The organism is Actinoplanes lutulentus, assembly GCF_003259845.1.
Taxonomy (GTDB): domain Bacteria; phylum Actinomycetota; class Actinomycetes; order Mycobacteriales; family Micromonosporaceae; genus Actinoplanes; species Actinoplanes lutulentus.
In genome coordinates this window covers 96,917-117,480 of record NZ_QLMJ01000001.1, presented here as the reverse complement: position 1 = coordinate 117,480, position 20,564 = coordinate 96,917, and the positions used below count along the sequence as shown (strand labels likewise).

21 protein-coding genes and 1 CRISPR repeat array are annotated in these 20,564 nt (G+C 65.5%); of the genes, 13 read left to right on the top strand and 8 right to left on the bottom strand.

Annotated features, from left to right (window positions below; genetic code table 11):
* Window positions 1-55: 55 nt before the first annotated feature.
* Window positions 56-1,837 (top strand): hybrid sensor histidine kinase/response regulator, encoded by a 1,782-nt coding sequence (locus B0I29_RS00435; protein WP_245972083.1) that lies wholly within the window; start codon window positions 56-58, stop codon window positions 1,835-1,837.
* 481 nt (window positions 1,838-2,318) lie between these two features.
* Here the strand turns inward: B0I29_RS00435 and B0I29_RS00430 are convergent, their stop codons facing one another.
* The 5 genes from B0I29_RS00430 to B0I29_RS00410 all read right to left on the bottom strand — a co-directional run bounded on the left by B0I29_RS00430 (window position 2,319) and on the right by B0I29_RS00410 (window position 7,459).
* Window positions 2,319-3,176 carry a tyrosine-type recombinase/integrase gene (locus B0I29_RS00430; protein WP_111646782.1) on the bottom strand — a complete coding sequence of 286 codons (858 nt, stop codon included), beginning with the start codon at window positions 3,174-3,176 and terminating at the stop codon, window positions 2,319-2,321.
* Window positions 3,177-3,280: 104 nt separating this feature from the next.
* On the bottom strand, window positions 3,281-3,772 hold the full coding sequence (locus B0I29_RS00425) for a hypothetical protein (protein ID WP_146616671.1): 492 nt from the start codon (window positions 3,770-3,772) through the stop codon (window positions 3,281-3,283).
* A 369-nt stretch (window positions 3,773-4,141) separates the two neighbouring features.
* Complete coding sequence (locus tag B0I29_RS00420; RefSeq protein WP_181557628.1) at window positions 4,142-5,377, bottom strand: PD-(D/E)XK nuclease family protein; 1,236 nt, start codon at window positions 5,375-5,377, stop codon at window positions 4,142-4,144.
* A gap of 356 nt (window positions 5,378-5,733) precedes the next feature.
* Window positions 5,734-6,251: a CRISPR direct-repeat array (repeat unit 28 nt; unit sequence GGATCACCCCCGCATGCGCGGGGAGCAG).
* Window positions 6,252-6,608: 357 nt separating this feature from the next.
* A complete protein-coding gene (locus tag B0I29_RS00415) occupies window positions 6,609-7,079 on the bottom strand; it encodes a hypothetical protein (protein ID WP_111646779.1) in 471 nt (156 codons plus the stop codon).
* Window positions 7,080-7,204: 125 nt separating this feature from the next.
* Entirely contained in the window at window positions 7,205-7,459 is a 255-nt protein-coding gene (locus B0I29_RS00410; RefSeq protein ID WP_111646778.1) for a hypothetical protein, read from the bottom strand.
* 89 nt (window positions 7,460-7,548) lie between these two features.
* Here B0I29_RS00410 and B0I29_RS00405 point away from each other — a divergent pair, with 89 nt between their 5' ends.
* From B0I29_RS00405 to B0I29_RS00370, 8 genes are all read left to right on the top strand, one after another.
* Window positions 7,549-8,388, top strand: coding sequence for an ATP-grasp domain-containing protein (locus tag B0I29_RS00405; protein ID WP_111646777.1), 840 nt, complete (start codon window positions 7,549-7,551; stop codon window positions 8,386-8,388).
* A 210-nt stretch (window positions 8,389-8,598) separates the two neighbouring features.
* Window positions 8,599-8,766, top strand: a complete 168-nt coding sequence (locus B0I29_RS00400; protein ID WP_111647295.1) for a helix-turn-helix transcriptional regulator — start codon at window positions 8,599-8,601, stop codon at window positions 8,764-8,766.
* A gap of 17 nt (window positions 8,767-8,783) precedes the next feature.
* Window positions 8,784-9,170, top strand: coding sequence for a hypothetical protein (locus tag B0I29_RS00395; protein ID WP_146616669.1), 387 nt, complete (start codon window positions 8,784-8,786; stop codon window positions 9,168-9,170).
* An 11-nt stretch (window positions 9,171-9,181) separates the two neighbouring features.
* Window positions 9,182-10,009: a hypothetical protein gene (locus tag B0I29_RS00390; protein WP_111646775.1), complete on the top strand. Its 828-nt coding sequence runs from the start codon at window positions 9,182-9,184 to the stop codon at window positions 10,007-10,009.
* A 460-nt stretch (window positions 10,010-10,469) separates the two neighbouring features.
* Window positions 10,470-10,862 (top strand): YbaB/EbfC family nucleoid-associated protein, encoded by a 393-nt coding sequence (locus tag B0I29_RS00385; RefSeq protein WP_181557627.1) that lies wholly within the window; start codon window positions 10,470-10,472, stop codon window positions 10,860-10,862.
* Complete coding sequence (locus tag B0I29_RS00380) at window positions 10,859-11,173, top strand: type VII secretion target (RefSeq protein WP_111646773.1); 315 nt, start codon at window positions 10,859-10,861, stop codon at window positions 11,171-11,173. Before B0I29_RS00385 ends, B0I29_RS00380 begins: the two co-directional genes overlap by 4 nt.
* On the top strand, window positions 11,170-12,174 hold the full coding sequence (locus B0I29_RS00375) for a hypothetical protein (protein ID WP_111646772.1): 1,005 nt from the start codon (window positions 11,170-11,172) through the stop codon (window positions 12,172-12,174). The genes B0I29_RS00380 and B0I29_RS00375 overlap by 4 nt, the downstream gene beginning before the upstream one ends.
* A gap of 16 nt (window positions 12,175-12,190) precedes the next feature.
* Window positions 12,191-12,763, top strand: a complete 573-nt coding sequence (locus tag B0I29_RS00370; RefSeq protein ID WP_111646771.1) for a DUF6346 domain-containing protein — start codon at window positions 12,191-12,193, stop codon at window positions 12,761-12,763.
* 335 nt (window positions 12,764-13,098) lie between these two features.
* On the opposite strand, the gene B0I29_RS45080 is transcribed toward B0I29_RS00370, so the two are convergent.
* From B0I29_RS45080 to B0I29_RS00360, 3 genes are all read right to left on the bottom strand, one after another.
* On the bottom strand, window positions 13,099-14,211 hold the full coding sequence (locus tag B0I29_RS45080) for a polysaccharide deacetylase family protein (RefSeq protein ID WP_146616668.1): 1,113 nt from the start codon (window positions 14,209-14,211) through the stop codon (window positions 13,099-13,101).
* Window positions 14,212-14,439: 228 nt separating this feature from the next.
* Window positions 14,440-15,009, bottom strand: coding sequence for a GNAT family N-acetyltransferase (locus B0I29_RS00365; protein WP_111646770.1), 570 nt, complete (start codon window positions 15,007-15,009; stop codon window positions 14,440-14,442).
* A 5-nt stretch (window positions 15,010-15,014) separates the two neighbouring features.
* Window positions 15,015-16,346, bottom strand: coding sequence for a helix-turn-helix domain-containing protein (locus B0I29_RS00360; protein WP_111646769.1), 1,332 nt, complete (start codon window positions 16,344-16,346; stop codon window positions 15,015-15,017).
* A 598-nt stretch (window positions 16,347-16,944) separates the two neighbouring features.
* On the opposite strand from B0I29_RS00360, the gene B0I29_RS00355 reads away from it, so the two are divergent.
* The 4 genes from B0I29_RS00355 to B0I29_RS45540 are packed head-to-tail and all read left to right on the top strand — an operon-like array spanning window position 16,945 to window position 20,541.
* On the top strand, window positions 16,945-18,408 hold the full coding sequence (locus B0I29_RS00355) for an APC family permease (RefSeq protein WP_111646768.1): 1,464 nt from the start codon (window positions 16,945-16,947) through the stop codon (window positions 18,406-18,408).
* A gap of 5 nt (window positions 18,409-18,413) precedes the next feature.
* On the top strand, window positions 18,414-19,220 hold the full coding sequence (locus B0I29_RS00350; RefSeq protein ID WP_146616667.1) for a hypothetical protein: 807 nt from the start codon (window positions 18,414-18,416) through the stop codon (window positions 19,218-19,220).
* Window positions 19,217-20,329: a pyridoxal-dependent decarboxylase gene (locus B0I29_RS00345; RefSeq protein WP_111646766.1), complete on the top strand. Its 1,113-nt coding sequence runs from the start codon at window positions 19,217-19,219 to the stop codon at window positions 20,327-20,329. The genes B0I29_RS00350 and B0I29_RS00345 overlap by 4 nt, the downstream gene beginning before the upstream one ends.
* A complete protein-coding gene (locus tag B0I29_RS45540) occupies window positions 20,326-20,541 on the top strand; it encodes a hypothetical protein (protein WP_111646765.1) in 216 nt (71 codons plus the stop codon). Before B0I29_RS00345 ends, B0I29_RS45540 begins: the two co-directional genes overlap by 4 nt.
* The last annotated feature ends 23 nt before the right edge of the window (window positions 20,542-20,564 follow it).

The window sequence follows — 20,564 nt, the reverse complement described above, 5'->3', positions numbered from 1 at the left end:
ACTGATACCAGTCTCCGTACCATGGTCGCCCTATGGCCTGGTGTCGGTAGCGACGGTGACCTTGCTCGGAGCGATCTCCGCGGCCGCACCGGCGCGACTGTTGATGTTCGGTGTGGTGGCGATCGGCCCGCCACTGGCTGTAGCCACAGCCAGCCCGCTCACGGTGCTGTCCGTCGGCGGCTACACGCTCATGATTGCCTTTGCCATCTCCACCTGGCAGGGTCTTCTCGGCTCCACCGATCAGACTTTGCGGCTGCTCACGGTGGTCTGCGCGACGCTGGTCAGTTGGAGTCTCGCCCGCCACCTGCGGACCGCGCTTCGGGCCACCGCCAGCGCGGCGCGGGAACGGGAAATGCTCGCCGCGATCGTCGACCAGTCCTCCGACGCGATTATCGCGAGTGCCCTCGACGGCACCCTCACCGCCTGGAACAGGGGCGCGGAACGGATCTACGGCTACACCGCCAATCAAGTCATCGGCCAGCCACTCGCCAATCTGATCCGGCCCGACCAGCCAGACCGCCTGCCTCAGGTGCTTGCCGACCTGGCCGCCGGCCAGCAGATCCGCATAGATGAGGCGCAGCGGATCCGCAGCGACGGCACGCCCTTCCTGGTCTCGGTGATCGTCTCGCCGATCCGTGACGAATACGGCATGGTCGTCGCCGCCGCTGCCACCGAACGCGACATCACCGACGAGAAGCTTGCCCGGCAACGGTCGGAGCGAGCCGCTCGGATGGAGAGTCTCGGGCAGCTCGCCGGCGGCATCGCCCACGACTTCAACAATCTGCTCGCCATCATCCTCAACTACGCCGACTTCCTCGGCGAAGAGGTCAGCGACGACGGTACGCGCGACCTCGCCAGGATCAAGGACGCCGCTGACCGGGCCAAGGCGCTCACCGGCCAGCTGCTGCTGTTCGCCAAGCGAGAACCGACCGAGGTGGGAATCGTCGACCTCAACGAGGTCATCACCGAGGCCGGTGACCTGCTGAGCCGCACCATCGGTGCTGACATCCAGCTGCTGTGCCGCCCGCGCAGCGAGGCCCTCCCTGTGTACGCCAACCGTGGACGACTCGACCAGATCCTGCTCAACCTCGTCATCAACGCCCGCGACGCGATGCCCGAGGGCGGCGTGGTGGTGGTCGAGACAGACCTCGCCGACGTCCACGCGGAAGACAGCACGCCGCTACCGCCCGGACAGTACGCACGGCTGACGGTCAGCGACACCGGCACCGGCATGACGGCCGAGGTCCGCGACCGGTTGTTCGAGCCCTTCTTCACCACGAAGCCGGCCGACCGCGGCACCGGCCTCGGCCTGGCCACTGTCTACGGCATCGTGGGCGACGCCGGTGGGCACATCAGCGTGGAGTCCGCACTGGGCATCGGCACGACCTTCCGCATTCTGCTGCCGCCGGCCACCGAGAACGCCGACCAGGTCACCGAGCCGCCCTCCGAGAGCCGCGCCGGTCACGGTGAGCTCGTGGCCGTCATCGAGGATGAGGAATACGTTTGCGACCTCGTGCTGCGCATTCTCAGGGAGAACGGGTATCGCGCTACCGCCTTGGACCAGAGCTCACTGGCCGACGACGACCTGAATGGCGTAACGCTACTCATCACCGACATCGTGCTACCCGGCAAATCCGGCCCGGCACTCGCCGACCAGATGCGAGCCCGGCACCCCGACCTGCGGGTGCTGTTCATCTCCGGCTACAGCGACAGCGAACTGCGCCACCGGTATGGCCTCGGGGAGGAGACCCGGATCGTTCAGAAGCCATTCACTGCGGTCGAAATACTTGCCGGCGTCGGCGAGGCACTCTCCGAGGCGCACCAGGTCCGTCGGTGAGGGTCGGCTTCTGGTGCTGATCGGCGGGCACGGTGCCATCGTCGTGAGGTAGTTCAGATCAGCGCCGGCCCGAAACCTTCGCTCTCCCTGTCACCCCGTAGGCCAGTAGTGGGCCAGGCAGCGCCCGGGATGCTCGACCCAACGCGAGTCGCGACGTCGACGAGATCGAATCAGACCGCCACGACCGGACAAGGGCCGGCACTGGCCCAGATAGCTGCGGTTCGTGGTGGCGATCCGGTCGACGATGGCAAAGTCCAGGACCGGATTCTGAGTGCAGCGAGGTGTTCGACATATCGACGGCGTGCGGATTCATCGGTGAGGAAATGGCTGGTGAGTTTCCCCGTTTCGCCGGGGTGCCGCGTCTTACGGTCGGCTGTAGGACGGACTGTTTGCCTGCCGTCGATTGATGCTTGATGGGACACGAATGTTGCGCGGTGTCCGGTTTCGGGGCGGGTGATGCGTCGGCGTGAACACCGTGTGGTTATGGGGTGGTGGCGAAGCCGAGGTCGTCGAGGCTGGTGGCGAGTGGGTGGGGTTCGCTGGTCAGGACAGCGAGGGCGGCGGCGACGGCGTGGAGGTCGGCTTTGATGTAGGTGGTGGTGGCGGGGCCGGTGTTGTCGGTGTGTCCGGCGTAGGCGCGGGCGATGCCGTAGCCGAAGTTGCGTTCTACCCAGGTGAGGGTGGTGTGGCGTAGCCAGTGGCTGGTGATTCCTTGGGTGGCGACCCATGGGAGGTGTTCGCCGAGGCGTTTCCATAGGTGGTCGTAGCGGCGTGAGGTCATCGGTCGGCCGTTGCGGTAGCGCAGTAGTTCGTCTTCTGGCAACCGCGCGCCGCGGCTGTGGGCGTGTTCGGTGAGGTGTCGGGCGAGGCGCAGGGTGATCGGTTGCCAGCGCAGGGTTTCGCCTTTCTCGCGCAAGAGGACCAGGCCGTTTTGGGCGTCGAGGTCCATCAGGCGCAGGCCGAGTGCGCCGCCTCGGCGGCAGGCGGTTTCGGTGTGCAGCCGGAGCAGGAGGCTGTCGAGGATGACGTCGTTGCCGGTGGTGCGGGCGGTTTCGGTGATGGCCTGCATTTCCCAGGGGAGCAGGGCGCGGCGGGTGCTGGGTAGCCGGCGGGGTTTGGCGACCCGGTGGGCGGGGCTGGTTCCGGTGGCGATGATGCCGTCGTCGATGGCGCGTCGGAAGTAGGCGCGGGCAGCGGTGATGACGTTCTCGCCGGCATGCCGGCCACCGCGGTAGTTGCGTTGCCGTTGGCGGGCGTGGGTGACGCAGTCGCGTTGCAGCGCTTCCACGTCGGTGGCGGTGATCTGGTCGACGGGCAGGTCGCCCCAGGCGTCGACCATGCGAGCCCAGTAGGTGTTATATGCGGAGACTGCTGCGGCTGGCCGCGGCGATCACGCGGGGCAGGTATTGCCGCACTGTCGGCGTCCGGGCCGGGGGAGTGCTGTCAGCCGTCATGATCGATCGCCTGCCGGGCGTAGTGCTGGGCGATCAGGGCGGTGATGGTGCTCTCCGCGTGGATGATCAGGCTGTGCTCGTCTGGTGCGGCGACGAGGACGACCTGGTTGCTGGCGTCGAGGTGCGCGAGGGCGCGGGCGGTGGCGGGGATGGTGAGGTCACCACGGTCGTTGATGACGCTGCGGCCGGTCGGTCTGCGGGTGATGATCACGGCGTCGTCGAGGACGGTCTGGTCCACGCGGTCGCCGGGGGACCAGTGCATGACACGCAGCAGGTGACGTATCGACACCCGTCCTGACAGGTCGGGGCGGCCGATCGTGAGGTGGAGCGACGACGGGCTGCTGCCGACGGGAAGCCTGGTTGCCGGAAGAGCCGGAACGGCCAACGGCGTCGACGGCCGCGCCCGTTTCGTGGCCGGCGGGACCAGGGCGTCAACGAGGCGCTCGGCCGTGTCCGTGCGTTGCGTGATGGAAGTGGTCATGGCGTCATCGTCCGCGCTGACCATGGCGTTCACGTCGAAAAGCGGCAAGGTCAGACTGACCGGTCGGCCTGTGCGGCGATCGGTAGCCCCGAACGCAAAATGGTGGAAATCCACGATAAACGTGAACTTCCACCATCAATGGTGTCCGAGGCCGAACACGCACCAATTGCCTACGGATCGCCACCCTATCTACGACTATCTCACTGCGATAGCGATTCCGCGAGACCGTCCGGGCGACTTCACCCGGACGGTCTTTTTCGTCTGGCAATTGTCTTCGTGGGTTCATACCGAGCGTCAGTCAGTGCTGACCGATGGGCAAGGCCCGACGGCATTGCACTTGGCCCCTTGCGGCTAGGACATTCCTACTGCTCAGGCTTTCTCGGGGGTGCCAGTTGCTTCGGCGGTGCTGACCATCTCGGCCACGAAGATCTCGTCGATCGGGCCGGAGAGCGCCCGCCAGCCGTCTTCGAGCGCTGTGCGGCAACCCTCGGTGAGGCTCTCTAGGTCCTCGTCGGAACCGGTCGGTTTGACGAAGCGCCACCACAACCAGCCCTGCGCGATTTGCGAGTGCGTCCAGCCGAGCTTTGCGGCGTGTTTCTCGAGCTGTTCGGTCAGCAGAGTCGCCAGCCGATCTTTCGCGAGACTCTTGGCAGAGGAGATCCGCACACCGACGTAGGGCCAGGTGGAGTCGCCATCGATCAGCAGGCTAGGCCCGTGCCATTGCAGCGCGATCGTCGCCTGCAACGCGCCAAGCTGCCAGGACGGTCGGGTCAACTCGTATGTCTGGTAGGCCGAGTGTGAGAACCAGCCGTGGTCGGCTTCGGCGAGGATGGTGGGGTCCACGCCTTCGACGCCGAGTTCGACTGAGGCCTCGACCTCCTTCACTGCCTCGTCGCGCAGGGCGGCCCACTCTTCGATTTGGCTCCGGTTGCGCAGGTAGAAGTTGGTTTTTTCGTCCGGCATTGCCGATCCTTCACCGTCGAGAGTTTCCCAAAAATCCCGGGCGCCGGCCGATGCACCGGACGGCAGCGGAGTCATCAGCCCGGCAATGTCTTGCCAGGTCAGTGCGGCCCACCCGGCCGGGGTGCCGCGATCGTGTCCGTCCCTGGTCAGGTACACGAGGGTGGCAGCCTCATCCGCCCAGAGCTTGGCAAGCCGCGCACACTGGTCACCGTGCTGGCCGGCATTGAACTTTGCCTCGATCAGAACGCAGGAACCGCCGACACGCACGACGAGATCGGCCCGGGTGCGGACCCCGTCGGCTGTGTATCGCGTTTCTTCCACGGTCACCCGAATCCGCGCTGCCGGATCAAACGGCAGTTCGAGCTTCTGGAACAGCCTTCGCACGACCTGATCGCCCAGCCCGTGGTGATCCTCGGGCCGCAGTAGCCATGCCAGGCACGCGACGAGCCTGACTTCGAGATGGTGAACGCCAAGAACTTCCAGCAACGTCCGTTTCCCGGTACGCCAACGCCCCGCCGCTTTGATCGCGGCGGTCTCCCGGGCGAGCGTAATCAGTCGGCTCTCCCACTGTTCGATCCGCGAGCGATTGATTGAGGCCCATTCGCCAGCCAGTTCCCGGAGCCGCTGCTCGTCGCCGATCACGACGCTGATGCTCCCAGATCTGAGCTGAACGGTGTCGCCCGGCCACCCTGCGGCCGCCGCGAGTTCAGCGAGAGATTCAACATGCCCTGAAGCTCTGGCCGTCAAGGCGGAGCGCAACGGATCCCCTCGCTTGCGCTTGGAGCCGAGCATGAGTGAGCTACGCATCTCATTGCCAATGCGACAACCCCGCATGCGCGGGGAGCAGTACTCCAGGCCCCGACCGATCGCATCGGTCTGCGGATCATCCCCGCATGCGCGGTGAGCACGTGATCGCGGCGCTGTCCTCATGGCGTCCCAGGGGATCGCCCCATGCGCGGGGAGCACCGGATCCCGATTGTCCACAGGCTGTGGACGGTCGGATCACCCCCGCATGCGCGGGGAGCAGGCAGCTGATCCCCGGCGCCTACCGCACCATGCGCGGATCACCCCCGCATGCGCGGGGAGCAGGAAGGTGCACCCGTGCCCGACGCCAACCCCGTGGGATCACCCCCGCATGCGCGAGGAGCAGGGCAGCGACCACCCCAAGGGGCTCGCCCTCGATGGATCACCCCCGCATGCGCGGGGAGCAGACCCAATCCCAGGCCGTTGCCGGGTTGGACAGCGGATCACCCCCGCATGCGCGGGGAGCAGACGATCTGCTGCTGTTTCTCCGCCAGGTGCCCAGGATCACCCCCGCATGCGCGGGGAGCAGTGCCACACCTGGAACAGCAGCCCGGACAGGCCGGGATCACCCCCGCATGCGCGGGGAGCAGGTTGCAAAACTGATTTGAGATCGACATGTCCCGGGATCACCCCCGCATGCGCGGGGAGCAGGGTGACGTCGACGGGGATACTCGGCCATCCCCAGGATCACCCCCGCATGCGCGGGGGTGATCCCACGAAGGCCCGAACAGCAGAAGGCAATAGGGCCCGTTCCCCGCGCATGCGGGGGTGATCCGCACGTCCGGGGAGCGACGCCGGACGAGATCGGCCGTTCCCCGTGCATGCGGGGGTGATCCCACCTTGTCGAAGATCCAGATGGCGGCTGTGGGGCCAGCGTCACGCCGTGGTCGGCGCGGTCGCAGACCTCCAGCGCCCGCACGGGATTACCTTGCCGGCGCAGTGGGAAGGCGAGCAGGGTGAGCAGTTCGGCGTTCGCGGGTGTCTCGGTCAGGGCGAGGCGCAGCATCGCCTCCGCTTGAGCGTGCCGGGTCGATGAGGGCCGGGGCATGGGCCTGCTGGTAGGCCGCTGTCACTCGCTGCTCTCCTGCGACTTCAATGGCTCGGCCATCAGCTCGGTGAACGAGGGTAGGAAGCAGCCGTAGTCCTGCAGCGGGGTGTGATGGCCGAACTCGATGCTCAGAATCATGCCGGCGGGTGAGAGGCCGTCGGGGCGGTCGGGAACGCGCTGGCCTGGGCGTAGGCCGACTCCGCCGTGCATGGTCGGTGGTTCGCTGGAACCGGCGGCGAGTTCGGGATCGTCGGAGGCCAGGGTGTGGTAGCAGTTGATGAGGGCGTCGACGGCGCAGTACGGGTCGGCGAGCGCTACGGCGAGTTCGGACTCGTCGGCGCCGGGATTGTAGGCCAGGTAGGCGCGGCGGGCGGCGGTTAGGAACTTGTCCGGGTCGATGATGACCACGTCGTGCCGCGAGCGGATGCTGATCACCATGCCCGGTTGCAGGGTGACGCTCTCGTCCTCGTCGTCTTCGGTGTGTTCGTACACACCGCGGAAGGATAGGGAGTCGGCGCCTTGATCGTGAGACCACTTAAGACGGTCTTCAGGATGCCATTTGACGGCGACGCGAATGGGCTTCGACGTGTTGGTGAGTCGATCGTGGCGCTCAAGCGCTAAGGCTGTGGGCCGAGCAGTCTTTGCTTCCAGCTCTCCGGGAGCGGCACGTCGTGGGGCGCCAGCGGCGCATTGTCGCGGTCCGCCCATTTGTCCCAGACCTGGTCGCAGGCGGCACACCACAGTGGCGTTCGGCAGACACGCTTCTGGTCTTCGTCACGGTAGGAGAGGAAGAAGCCGACCAGCCGTAGATCGCCGGTGCAGGTGGGGCAGGTGATGCCTGGCATGACGGTAGCGGCCACGGCATCCAGCATGGCCCGGCGGTATCACGGCGTCCACATCTAATCGACGGCGGTCGAATAAATGCGGCGCATGCTTCGTTTCGGCTGCCGATAATGGGCGGATGCTGTTGCTGGTACCCGCTGATGTTCTGCGCCCGCGCCGCCCAGACGAGCACTTCATTGCTGAGGTCGAGGCCGCGCGGGATGCCGGTCTCGACGTCGCGGTGATCGACCACGACGCCGTGACCCGCGGCGACGCGGCCGCCGCCGTAACTCGGGTCCCCGCCGGTTCCGACGCTGTATACCGAGGCTGGATGCTGCGCAGCGAACAGTATGTGGCGATGGTGCAAGCCCTCGCCGCCCGCGATGTCACTGTCCGCACCAGCCCGCAGCAGTACCGGCAGTCCCACGAACTCCCCGGCTGGTATGCCGCCATCCGGGAGCACACCCCCGAGACGACGTGGACTACCGGTGACCACCACGACGATTTCACCAAGGCCTGCGCGACCCTCGGCACCGGACCAGCGGTACTGCGGGACTACACGAAGTCGATGAAGCACTACTGGCACGAGGCCGCCTACATCCCCGACGTCGCCGACTCCGACGCGGCCTGGCGCGTCGCCACTCGCTTCCGCGAGCTGCGTGACGACGAGTTCACCGGCGGGTTCGTGCTGCGCCGATTCGAGGGGTTCACCGGCGCAGAGGTTCGTACCTGGTGGGTCGGCGGCGTGTGTCGGCTGGTCACCCCCCATCCCGACACGGCAGAAGACGCGCCGCCCGCGGATGTCAACCTCACCGCGATGGCCGCGGCGGTAAAGGCCCTGGACCTGCCGTTCATCACCGCAGATCTGACCCGCCACCAGGACGGTCGCTGGCGCATCGTCGAGGTCGGCGACGGCCAGGTCAGCGACCGCCCCTCCACTACGCCGGCCGCCGACCTCATCACCGCGCTGCTCGATTGACCACTGCCGGAGGTTCAGGTCAGTGTCCGTCGGCTGTTGCGTGCGCACCGGGATCACGGCCGAGGCAGGGACGTGCGGCCCGGTCATCGACGGTCGCGGCGTCGACCGGGACGGGGTTGAGCATTGAGGGACACTGTCGGCTTACAAAATCGCGAGACTACTTGTCGTAGGAATATAGTCATGAGTGTGGAACGGTGTGCGAGTGTGTTGATGGGTGCTCATGAGATCCGCGTTCGGCTTGGTGGGATCTCCCGCCAGCGCGTCTACGAGCTGTCCAGTCGTGCTGACTTCCCGGCTCCGGTCGCTGATCTGGCACAGGGCAAGGTGTGGCTGACGTCGGATGTCGAGGAGTGGATCGCTGTGCGTCGTAAGGTATAGAGCGTTTTCGTTCATGCATGCCGGATCGGGAGGTGTCGGTGAGCGTCGTCTTTGATCGTCCGGTTCGTGACATCGCCGTTCGGGATGGGACGCAGACCAACTGTGCTGGGTTTGCGAAGATCCTCGCCGACATCGAGCCCGCCGAACGTTTCGAGTTCCTGAGCAACGGCGACGCCGCGCCGGCCGGTGTCTTGGACGATGAGCTCATCGAACAGTGCATCGGCGCCGTTCGTCGTGGCGTCCTTGATGAACTGACCCGGGTGGGTGACGGTGAGGTGCCGCCGGTCCGGTTCGTCCTGCGGCGGATCCTGGTACACCTGGTGGATTCGGCCGAGTTTCGTAATGAGGCTGTCGGGCGGATGGCTGTTGCCGAGGCCGTGCGGCGTCTCAACGGCGCGTACTGATACTGGTGGGCATGGCGGTGTTCACGGTGCAGGACTATCACCAGATCAGACACACTCTGTTCAAGCCGACCCGTGACTACGTCGGCGTCGACTGGGGTCGTGACGTACTCGCACCGTGGGTGGCGGCCAATCGCGGCGTCCTAGACTCGCTGCACCGGATTGGCGCTCCGGAGATGGCTACTGCGTCGATCTCGGTCGAGGATTCGTGGGCGTTGTACGCGCTGAGCCGGGTTGCCGAGGTTCTCATCCTGAGTAGCCAGCCGGAGAAGACCGCCGACGACGCGGATCCTGATCCGTTGCTGCCCCCACGCGCGTATGAGCAGTTCATCACCGGAATCGGTGGCCGCAGCGTCAACATCGGTTCGTTCCATCCGTTCCTGCACGAGATCACCGATGTTGCCTCCGCCGACAACTCGCAGGCGCAACCGGAGTTGGTGGCGTCGCGGTGGCCGGCCTGCTTCGTCGGATCAATGCTGCTACTGCGCGGTGGTGTGACCGTGCGGGCTGGCGCCGATCGGCTGGATCCACAGATCACGACCGAGTCGACGTTGTACTGGGCGTGGCACCGCCAGTACCGGCCGGTCAGCGACCTGTCGCACGGGTGGGGTAGCAACTCGCAGTGGCGTACCCGGTTCCGCCGGGACTACTGGCTGGCGGACCGGCTTGCCTACAACGTGGATGCCGTCGTCGATCCGCGGGCGGTCAGTGACGCCGATGAGGATCAGCGCGACCGAGACGTCGACCTGCTGCGTTACCGGTGCAGCACCCTGGTCGACCACGGCGCTGACGCGTGGGTGTGGGACAGCCATCACACCGAGCCGACGCCTTTCGCACTGTGACTTCACGGCTGGGGTAGAGGTGTGCGGGCCGCGGTGGAACCCAGTGGCGGCATCGGCGCAGGCTTAAAGCTGCCTCTCGTGACCACGGACCTCGCCCTGGCCCCGCGACGGCCGATGACGCGTCGTCGAGATCGGTAATGGACAAATGAGCGAACCGCCTACCCGCAAACTCATCGCCGCGTTGATCGATTAGGTCACCGGCACGCATGCGGAGGTGAGTCCGTCCTTGAACCCAGATCACGCGACAGGTGTTTACAGGTGTGTAGTAGCCACCTGTCAAGGGCCCCGGACCGCTGTCCAATGCCTGGAGGGATCAGCTGATGGATATGAGGTCGTCTGACCAACCTATGGCCTTGTCAGTTCCGGGAGCCGGCCCGGAACGCGTCTTCCACGCTTCGAGTCTACAGCGCGTGAAGTTGTCAGATCCATGGGAAGCCCTCGTCGGCACCGGGCTGACGCCGTGTATCTGAACCCGGATGATCACCTCGCGGAGTGGCAGTCCCGTGCGCAGCGGACGGCGGATGCCGGTCTGGAGCTGGCCCAGCGATTGCAGCAGGTCAGCGCCACCGCGCAATCCAGCAACAGCGACGTACGGGTGACGGTCGACCATGCCGGTGGGTTGAGCGGCCTCGCCTTGGCCGACCACGCGATGCGACTGGCGCCGGACGAGCTTTCGCGCCTCATAGTCGCCACGAGCCAGGCGGCGCAGGCGCGCCTTGCGCAGCATGTCGCCGACCTGGTTACCCGCCTGCATGGCGCTGACTCGCCCACGGCGGATTTCGTCGCCGACGCTTACGCCGAGGCGTTTCCCGAACCCGATCCAGACGACGATGCAGGGTACGGCCGGCGATGAGCCACCCTGAGTTCCACCTCGATGTGGGCATCCTCGGCGAGCACGCCCGGATGGTCGACGGCGTCGCGGAGATGCTGGACGCCGTGACCGCAGCGGTCGGCCACCTGCGTCTGGACAGCGGGGTGTACGGCGAGTGGCCGGGCCCCTTCATCACCGGATTTCTCGGCATCGCGCAAGATCAGGCGATACAGGACACGCGCAGTGCCACGGACGCGACCTCGCACCTGGCTGACTTGCTGCGGTCGATCAGCGTGAACGTCACCTTGACCGACGACGAGGCGGCGCGGGAGTTGCGTGAGGCAGGTCCATGAGCGAGGCCTACCTGGGCTGGCCTGGGCTGATCGCCGAGGAGCGAACCACCAAGGCGTACGAAGGCACCGGCATTTTCGAGTCCGCCAGTGGCATGGTGGACAATGCGTTCAGCGGCGACGTGCCCGGCTTCGCCGGCAACGCCCTCGCCACCGGCCTTGCTGCCATGGGCGCCGTGATGGATCCGCTGCAGGTCGTGTTTGCCGCCGGCGTGGGCTGGCTGATGGAGCACGTCGCGATCCTGCGTGAACCGCTCGACAAGCTGATGGGCGACCCCAAGGCTATTGACGCGCACGCGCAGAGCTGGAAGAACATCGAACAACGCATCTACGACGCGACCGACTTCTTTGTCGAAGAGGTCAACCGCACCACCGTCGCGTGGACGGCCGCCTCCGCCGACGCGTACCGGCAACGCGCCCGCAGCCACGCCGAGTCGATCCAGGCCATGGGCAAACTCGCCGACGGCATGGGCCGAGCCACCACGGCTCTAGGCGCGACGGTCGGCATCGCCCGTAACACCGTCCGCGACATTGTTGCCGAGGTCGTCGGCGCGTGCATTTCCAAGGCGGTGCAGGCCGTCAGCGTTGTGCTCATTCCGAAGGTGGTTGCGGAGATCTCCATACTCGTGTCGGCTGCCAGCCTGAAGATCTTCACCGTGGTGAAGCAGTTGTTCGCGGCGATCAAAAACACGGGTCTTCTCGTCAGGCAGATGCAGGCGTTGATGAGCCGGATCGGGCAGTCCAGCCGGAACGTGCTACGCCTGGAAGCGCACCGAATCGAGGCAGTAGGTACGGCGGGAGAGGGCTGGCGCGGAGCAGCGGACGCGTACAGACTGCTGAGCCAGGGACACGTGAGAGCCCACGGTGCTGTCGACCAGGTCATGGTCAACACTGCCCGAGCGGCGGCACAGGGCAACACCTCACAGAACACCGGGTCGGGCGCCTCCGACATGAACAGAGACAACCCGGCGCCACCGCCTATCGATCTCGAACCCGAGCGATGACGAAGGGAAATCCGCCGTGGAATCCCACGACGAACGGATCGCCAGACGAGCCGATGAACGTGCCGAGCTTGAGCGACAACTCGACCGGGAAGAGGCGGAGGGCCAGTCGTCAGCAGCGATCCAGCGTCAGCGTGGCGGCAAACTTGGCTCGGCCGCCTTCCTCGCCGGGATCGTCCTGCTGGCAGCCGCGCTGCTCAGCACGTGCGTCACACTGATCCGGCTGTCCGGGCACGACTTTGCCGAAGCGAGCCGCACGGGACAGGCGACGGTCGCTCACTGTACGGAGCAAGGGCCGGTCACCACCCGAGGATTCGGCTACTGGTATCGCTGCGTCTCCACCATCCGATGGGACGATGGCGGCACCGACCGACTCGTCATTGACGAGGTCTTCACCCCCGCGGACATCGGCCGGGCGGTCCGTGTCGGCGACGTCGGGGAGCATCGCGGGAGCCGAGAACTCGCCCGTGAGGACACCCCAGCACGGCCGTGGCTCACCTGGATCGGCGTTACCGTTGGCATCATCGGCCTTCTACCCACCTTCCTTGTGGCCATGATCCTCCGCGAACTCCTGCGTTTCCGCCGTAGATGATGGGCAAGCGGCGGAGGCAAGCCTGCTGGTTTCGCAGTAGCTGAGGACGGGTGGTTCTGACGGCCTGACGCGGCCCCATGCGGACGGGGCGGCTTCAATTGGCCCCATGGGCATGGGCCGTGCGCGGCGGCCGTGTCATGACGCTGCCTACGTGGCCTCACGCTGGGCATACGCTTTGTATGCGGCAGTTGACTACGATTTTCACCGTAGGTAAAGATTGCGGACCGTTCGGAAGGCAGGCTCCAAGCGAGTTGGAGCTAGCCTGCCTCCAGATATTGCCGACGGTTCGTAATCGCCGGATGGAGGCTGCGCCGAAGACGTGGTCTCCAATCGGGCTATCTAGCGCGGTGCAATATGCGCTCTACGACTTTTTTCGATGAACGATCCGAGCGAGAAGTCCAATCAATAGCAACCATCGTTCGACTGTTTAGATAGACTTCCACTTGCTCACTCCTACTGACATCTAGGAAGTCGGGTTCAGACGAACTGATGGATTCATTCGACTCCTCGGTGCGGCTAGCTGCAAGCAGCATTCTCGACGGCTTGGTTTCGTCGAAAACTGGCACGTCTAGCCATTCTCCGTACCAAGGCCTTTCCAGCTCAATAGCTATGGTGTCGGGCGCAGTTTCGGCCAGTTGACGCTCATGGTCTTCGACAGTGTTCTTGATGATCTCGCGTTTTACTCGCCGCTCCCTCTCCCTTCTGGGCGAGGCCGGACCAGGCGGACGCCTAGCAAGCGGAGGTGCCATATGAGTTAGATCTTCGAGCTGCTCAACGGCCGATTCTCCCATCGGCTCATCTGCCGTATCCTCAGCAAACTTGAAGAAGTCGATCTCGGTTTGTTGCTGTTCTATCCAGGACCAAGCCATGCACACCGGATCACAACCGGGTTGCCGGCTCCAGGCTAGAAGTTGGTCCAATCGGTGTCGTTGCGCAGCGGACGTCATTGCGGTTAAGGGCCTTCCCCTGCTCCGCCCCCTCGATTCACCGGCAAGAACCGTTGATTCTGCATCTGCGAATCTCAAGTCAGGTCGCACTCCGGCATTAGGATAAAGCTGGCGAAGATGCTGAGGTAGCGCATCGAAGTGTGCGACATCTTGCAATGCCTCGTTATCGCGATTCACCACGGCCGTAAGACCTCCGAGCGCAAATACTTCGGAAACAAAGCGTCGGACATGGAGAGAGGCGCTGTCGAATGCGTCATGGCGTGTCAGCGGGAAACCCGGTGGTGTCCGCCCAAAGAGAGAAAGCACGAGCGCCATTTCGCGATTTACTAGCCGCATCAATAGGCGACCCCTATAGGGTATTGCCAGAGCGTTTCTTTGGATCACTTCTGCAAGATTTAGTTCCATTTGAACGTTGCCGGTAGGAATAACGTCTTGTGGTTGAATTTTCGTGCCGCCCGGCGGAGCCAACACCTTGAATTTTCGGACACTTACCTGCGCCATTTATCCCCCGCGGTACAAGAGTTATAGCCGGTAGTGCGTACTTTACGCTCACCGGACCAGTTCGTGGGCTACGAACACCCTATCGGGACCCCTCACACTCCTAGTCGAAACTCGGAGTCCGTGTGAGCACCGCCGATTCGTTACCGGCTCACAGGGCCGAGGCTGCGGTTAAAGGCCGCCAGCCTCTCTGGGCAGTCGAGTGCACTCAACTCGGATCAGTAAACGTGATCATTCAGCCTCGGAGCGGGTCGTGTCGCCCAGGTCGAGGGCCATCGCGTCGAAGGTGGGCGAGTTCTCGAACGGCCGCTTCGTTCCTATGTGGGTCCATCCCCAGCGGCGGTAGGCGGCTTGTGCGGGTTCATTGTCGCCGCGGACCAGGAGGTGGGCGATCTGCTCGGGTCGGCCGCGTAGTAGTTCGTCGTGGATGCGGGTGCCGTGGCCGTGGCGTTGATGGGTTGGGGCAACAGCGAACTCGCGGAAAATGTAGATCGGGCCTGAGGCTTCAACATCGGGGAAGAAGGCCTGCAGCTGAGCCCAGAGTTCGCTGTCGCCGTCTCTTGGGCTGCCGAACGCGTATCCGATGCAGTCGGCGCCGATCCAGGCGGTCACCAGGTCGAAGTCGCGGGCCTTAGCGTACATGTTGGTGAGGCGGGACCAGAAGGTCTCCGGTGCGTACCACGACTGGTCGATCAAGTGCGCGTGCGTTGCCGCATAGATGGGGATCAGGTGCTCGCGCAGCCGGAGGGCTTCGTCTGCGCTGGAGTGACGCAGGGTCGCGTCATTGATTCGAATGGACATGCAGTTCAGCTCATCTGCTGGGTTGCGGCGAGGAACTCCCGGTAGCTTCGCACCTCGGGCAGCTTCTCAGCGGATGCTGGAATGCCGTTGAGGACTTGGCGGGAAAGGCCGGCGATCGGGCGGATGCGGTCGGCCGCGGGCAGGCTTTCGAGGACTGCTTGCGCGTCGCGAGCCGCTTCAGCGGCTGCCCCGGCCCTGGACATGCAGATCGCTCGTTGTAATTTGATCATTGCGGGTCCGCGCCGGTGGGTGGCCGGGTAGAGGGCGATCGTGGCGTCCTGCGCCTTTTCCGCCTCGGGGTAATTCCCGTTGAAGGAGTGGACGTAGGAGCGGGTGAAGCCGAGACAGTAAGCGGGCCACCCAAAAGGATGTCCTTGACCTGTCACCGAGGGCGGCAGGTCGGTGAAGACGTCTTCCAGCTTAGACAGGCTGCTGCTCGCTTCTTCTGATCTGCCAGCCAGCGCCAGCGCTTGGGCTTTACCTCCGAGTAATTCCGGAAGGGCTTCGCGTGGAGCCTCGCCGAGTTCCAGCTCATAGCGATCGGCCATCGAGATGATCGATTCGACGGGCCGCTGTTCATGGAGAGCCCTGACAACTTCACTGCCGCGCACCCAAGTGCGTGTCACCGGATCGGTGGACTGGTCAGCGAGCATGCGAGCGGTGCGCCACCACCGGCGGGCTTCGCGTAGCCGGCCGAGGTTCGACACGGTCATCGCGGTCAGGGCGGCAAGCATTGCGCTCGCACGTCGAAGGTTACGGGCCCCGGCATCGTCGACCTGCGCGCCGGCGTACTGAATGGCGATCATGTCCACCATAAGGACTTCGAGCAGCTCATCGGGCGACATGGTCATGTAGTTATGCCCGTGCTCCACGACGATCTCTTGCCACTCATCGACCGAGAACTCTTCTCGGCCCGACATGGACGTACCCATGCCGTGACGTGTTGCCTCGAGGGTCAACGCGGGGAGAATGATCCCTGCGCCAAGGAAGGTGCGTCGCTCCACGGCGTCATCTCCTGACGGTTCGATCCCCGCTTTCAGCAGGACTGCGGAGAGGTCGGTGTAGCGGTTCGGGCCGGCCAGCAGAACCCGGGTAGCCATCGACAGTGCGGCGAGCCGATCGCGGCGGGCTGCTGTGGTCAAGGTTATGCCTGACTGCAAGACCACATCCAGTCGCTCAGCGTCACGGGGATCCACGTTGCGGCCGTCGCTGTGCTCCATCGCTCCGATTTTGGACTTGGAGATGCAGGCCAGGTCGGCCAGTTGCCGTACCGACAGGCCGCGCGCGTCTCGCAGGTGTCGCAGCGCTTCGCCGAAGTTCTGTTCTTTGCCGATCATTGGCGGCCCCCGTGAGGAAAGTGGCCCGACTGTCCTGACTGTCCGGGACACAGAACCGGACAGCGCTGACCTTTCCGATGGCACCGTATCTCAAATAATTGGATCACAAAATGGTGAGCGGCGAATTCCCTTAGCCGTACGGGACGGTCTTTACATTTGACTACCCGGTCCGCTGGTCCTGCTCAATTTGAGGTGGTGAATCAAATGATCATTGGGGTTGTGTCCCTAGGAGTCGCCGTGGCCTACCTGGCAGGGCTGTTCAGTTTCAAGGTCAAGAGCCGATGGTGCCCGAGGTGTGGCGAGTGGACATTCCCAGATGCGGAACCGCACGCGTCGCCGCAGGCAGAGCCACTAGACGGCGTCCGCACAGCCTGAACGCTCACTCGAAGGCCACCGAATCCGGCAACCCCATCGGTGCTCATTCCCTCGGGCGAACTACTTGATCGCCTTTCACCCCTCAGGAGGCTTCCGCCATGGGCGGATCGTTTATCGCTGCCTTTCCCAGCCATTCCGGCCGTGTCCTTGACGTGACGTTTCCAGTCAACGAGTCTCCAATTCCGCCGGACGCCGAGCGGATGGCTTCTGAGCTGGTGATCGAGTGACGTCCGGACCGAAGGTGCTGGCTCGGTTCACGATGGGTCCGGCCGCGCTAGCGGGGGCCGCGATCGTCGCGAGCTCGCCGCAGACCGTACTCAACGGTGGTATCCCAGCCACCTATGCCGCGACCGGTGCGGCTGGGGTGCCGCTGTCATTTCTGCTGCTCATGGCGGTCATTGGGATCCTTGCGGTCGGCTATGTGGCAGTTGGGCGACACGTTCGCCATGGCGCGCCGTTCTATGCCCAACTCGCCGTCGGCGGAAGTCCGATGCTCGGCCTGGTCGGGGCCGGGATCGCGTTCGTCGGCTACAACGCTTTGCAGATCAGCCTGTACCCACTGTTCGGCACCACCCTGGCCGAGCTGGTCGGTGGCCCCTGGTGGGTTTGGGCGGCGATCGGCTGGCTGATTGTTCTACTGCTCGGGCAGTATCCGGGTGCGGTCGGGGCGAAGGTGCTCGGCATTCTGCTGGCCCTTGAGGTCGCCGTGGTCGTGTTGTTCATCGCGGCCGGCTTCACCCACCGCAGCGGCGGAATGGGTGCCGGGCTGGTGTTCGCTCCGTCGAGCCTGCTCGTCTCGGGAGCCGCGGCGACGCTGCTGATCTATGCGGCGGCGGCGTTCGCGGGTACCGACACGGTGATGGCCTACGCGGAGGAGGCCCTCTCCCACCGGGCCCTCGCCGTTGGCGCGACGACAGCGATCGGTGGCTGCGGGATCCTTTATTGCCTGGCGTCGTGGGCGTATGGCGCCTGGGTCGGCTTCGCCGACCTTCGGCAGGCTGCCGGGGATCAGGCCCGTCAGCCGCTCGCGCTTCTTTCCGATGTGTACGGGATTGGCATCGCTGACCTGGCGACGCTGTTGCTGGTGACCAGCATTCTCGCCGCGATGTCGTCGTTCCACGCCGCCGTCGCCCGCTACGTGTTCGCCCTCGCCCGGGAGCGTGTCCTGCCAGCCCGTTGGGCGCGCGTGAGTCCGGGTGCAAAGGGCGGGGCGCCGCTCGGCGGCACGGCAGTGCAGTCGGTGACGGCGGCGCTGGTTCTCGGCCTGTTCACGATCGCGGGCGCCGATCCGATGGGCACGATCTTTCCGTGGCTGTCGACGATCGGCGCGTTCTGCGTGCTGCTGTTGTTGACGGCCGCGTCCTGGTCAGCCCTGCACTTCTTCGATCAAGGGCTGGGTGGGTCCGAGTCGGTGTGGGTGCGGCAGGTGTGCCCGTTCGCCGGTGGGATTCTCGGCATCCTGGTGCTGATCTTCATGGCGTCAAGCCTGGGCACGCTGCTCGGCACCGCGCCCGGGTCGGGGCGGCCGTGGCTGGTCGCGGCGCCAATCGGCGTAGCCGTGCTGACAGCGGCAGGGGTCGGATGGTGGCTGAGGCGCGCTCGTCCAGATGTCTATGAGGGCATCGGGCGAGGTGTGCCAGATGGTCGGACGGTCCAGGATCCGGCGCTCGGGGACGTCGAGGTATGACCGCGATGACCGAACCCCAGCACGGCTGGCGTCCGCCGGCCCAACGCTCCCCGCTGCACCACCAGGGCACACGCCGGCCACGCCTTGATCCGCTCGACACCGACCAGCACACCCACGCCGCAGAAACCGAACAGACCCGGCGCCGCCAAGACCTGGAATGGCGAATCTTCGAACGGGCACGGGAGATGAACGTCCGGCACGCGGATGCGGCCTGGGAACGACGCTACAAACGGCCGCTATCTCCGTACGGACTGGCCTTTATCTTTCGGCAGCAGAGTGGGCAGGTCGCGGCCGCGACCAAGCTGTGGTTGGCCGGACCCGAACCGGACGATCCCGTCGACCTTCTGGGCGCGCTCGTCGACCTTGCGCGTGGGCGGGCGAAGGGCCAGCTGTGGGATGTGCGCCGGGAGATCGCGGACCGGGCGGTCGGCGTCGGCGATGACGCCGTGTATCTCGGGTTGGTGATGTCGAGCCTGGACACCCGGACCGGGACCTGGGCGCAGGTGTGCCGCACCGCGAGCAGCGCGTTGCAGATCCCGGGGACGTTTCTGTACGTGTGTGGGGCGCCGGACGGACCGGACGGGCAGCGGGCGTTCGTCGCTGACCGGCGTGCCGCGGGCGGGCACGGCAAGGTGACCATCTGGAGCCATCAGGCGTTCTCGACGCCGGAGATCCTGTCGCCGCATCCCTATCTGAAAGTCAGCCTGAGCACGCTGTATCAGGAGAGCCGGGTCGGGCATGTGCTGTCGTGGATGACCGCTCTCGATCACGAGGTACGGGTCGCTGAGACCGATCGGCGGGCACGGTCATGACGCTCTTCGACTCCGCCGGCCGGTTCGTGCTGTCCGAGCCGGGCCGGTCGGCGGCGCACTTCAACCTCGCGTTCCCCGGCGCCACCGATCTCAGCTTTCCGCAGCTCGCGGAGGTGATGACGACGCGGCTGCTGAACAACGTCGGCGATCCGTGGCAGGGCGGGCACGGACCCAACCACACCAAACAAGCCGAGATCGACGTGGTCCGCTGCCTCGGCGCACTGTTCGGCGGCGGCAACGACGTCTGGGGATACGTCACCTCCGGCGCCAGCGAGGGAACCCTGCACGCCGTCGACGAGGCCGCAACCGCGCACCCTGACCTGGTTGTCTATGCCTCCACGGCCGCGCACTACTCGGTGGCGAAAGCGGCGCGGATCGTGCGGGCTCCGCTGGCGCGGGTCGGCGTCGATCACGACGGGCGGATGATGCTCGACGACCTGCGCTCGACGCTGCAGGAACACCGGGACAAGGCAGCGATGATCGTGGCGACCGTCGGGACCACCGAACGTGAAGCAGTCGACGACGTCCCCGGCATCGCGTCGCTCTGCGACGACCTGGGGATCGTGCGGAGGCGCATCCATGTGGACGCGGCGCTCGCCGGGTTGCCTCTCGCCCTGCTGCCACTACGGGAGCGGCCAGCGTTCGACTTCGGTGCCGGGGCGACGAGCGTGGTGGTGTCCGGGCACAAGTTCCTGTCTACCCTGATGCCCTGCGCGGTCCTGATCTACCCGCGCAGGCCGGCCCTGCAGGATCAGCGGCCGGTGTCCTACATCGGGGCGGCTGACACCACGATCGCCGGTTCACGCTCCGGGCACACCCCGCTGCTGTTGCGGGCCGCGTTGTTCGACCACGGGTGGGGCGTACACCGGGAACGCGCCCGGCAGGCGCGCGAGCTGGCCGCCTACACCGCGGAAGCCCTGCACCGCATCGGCTGGCCGGCGGACCGGCTGCCTCTGGCTTTCACCGTGACGCTTCGGCAACCCGGGCCGCTGCCACGGCCATGGGTGTTCGGCGGCGACGCGCAGGTCGGCCGGATCATCTGCATGCCCGGCACCGAACAGGCCTGGATCGACGAGGTCGTCGCCGACCTGAAGACGGCGGCGCCGTGATTAAACACCAGCCGGACCGGGCCACGTACAACTGCCTGAGCTGCGATAAGGCATGGCCGTGCGATCCGGCGCGGGAGTACCTGGTGGCATCGACGCCGGACCCGGTGCAACTCGCCATGCGGTTGTGGATGGAAATCGAGGACGCCGCACATGTGCTCGCTGATGAGTCACCCGCCGCGCTCTTCGAGCGGTTTCTGAAGTGGGCCCGATAGTTCCTGCGAGGCGACAGGAGAAC

Excerpts from the sequence above, each read along its gene's own strand:
- B0I29_RS00430 (WP_111646782.1), bottom strand. The coding sequence starts at position 3,176 with ATGGTCGACGCCTGGGGCGACCTGCCCGTCGACCAGATCACCGCCACC.
- B0I29_RS00425 (WP_146616671.1), bottom strand. The coding sequence starts at position 3,772 with ATGACCACTTCCATCACGCAACGCACGGACACGGCCGAGCGCCTCGTT.
- B0I29_RS00410 (WP_111646778.1), bottom strand. The coding sequence starts at position 7,459 with ATGCTGGATGCCGTGGCCGCTACCGTCATGCCAGGCATCACCTGCCCC.
- B0I29_RS00405 (WP_111646777.1), top strand. The coding sequence starts at position 7,549 with ATGCTGTTGCTGGTACCCGCTGATGTTCTGCGCCCGCGCCGCCCAGAC.
- B0I29_RS00400 (WP_111647295.1), top strand. The coding sequence starts at position 8,599 with ATGGGTGCTCATGAGATCCGCGTTCGGCTTGGTGGGATCTCCCGCCAG.
- B0I29_RS00395 (WP_146616669.1), top strand. The coding sequence starts at position 8,784 with ATGCCGGATCGGGAGGTGTCGGTGAGCGTCGTCTTTGATCGTCCGGTT.
- B0I29_RS00390 (WP_111646775.1), top strand. The coding sequence starts at position 9,182 with ATGGCGGTGTTCACGGTGCAGGACTATCACCAGATCAGACACACTCTG.
- B0I29_RS00380 (WP_111646773.1), top strand. The coding sequence starts at position 10,859 with ATGAGCCACCCTGAGTTCCACCTCGATGTGGGCATCCTCGGCGAGCAC.
- B0I29_RS00375 (WP_111646772.1), top strand. The coding sequence starts at position 11,170 with ATGAGCGAGGCCTACCTGGGCTGGCCTGGGCTGATCGCCGAGGAGCGA.
- B0I29_RS45080 (WP_146616668.1), bottom strand. The coding sequence starts at position 14,211 with ATGGCGCAGGTAAGTGTCCGAAAATTCAAGGTGTTGGCTCCGCCGGGC.
- B0I29_RS00365 (WP_111646770.1), bottom strand. The coding sequence starts at position 15,009 with ATGTCCATTCGAATCAATGACGCGACCCTGCGTCACTCCAGCGCAGAC.
- B0I29_RS00360 (WP_111646769.1), bottom strand. The coding sequence starts at position 16,346 with ATGATCGGCAAAGAACAGAACTTCGGCGAAGCGCTGCGACACCTGCGA.
- B0I29_RS00350 (WP_146616667.1), top strand. The coding sequence starts at position 18,414 with ATGACCGAACCCCAGCACGGCTGGCGTCCGCCGGCCCAACGCTCCCCG.
- B0I29_RS00345 (WP_111646766.1), top strand. The coding sequence starts at position 19,217 with ATGACGCTCTTCGACTCCGCCGGCCGGTTCGTGCTGTCCGAGCCGGGC.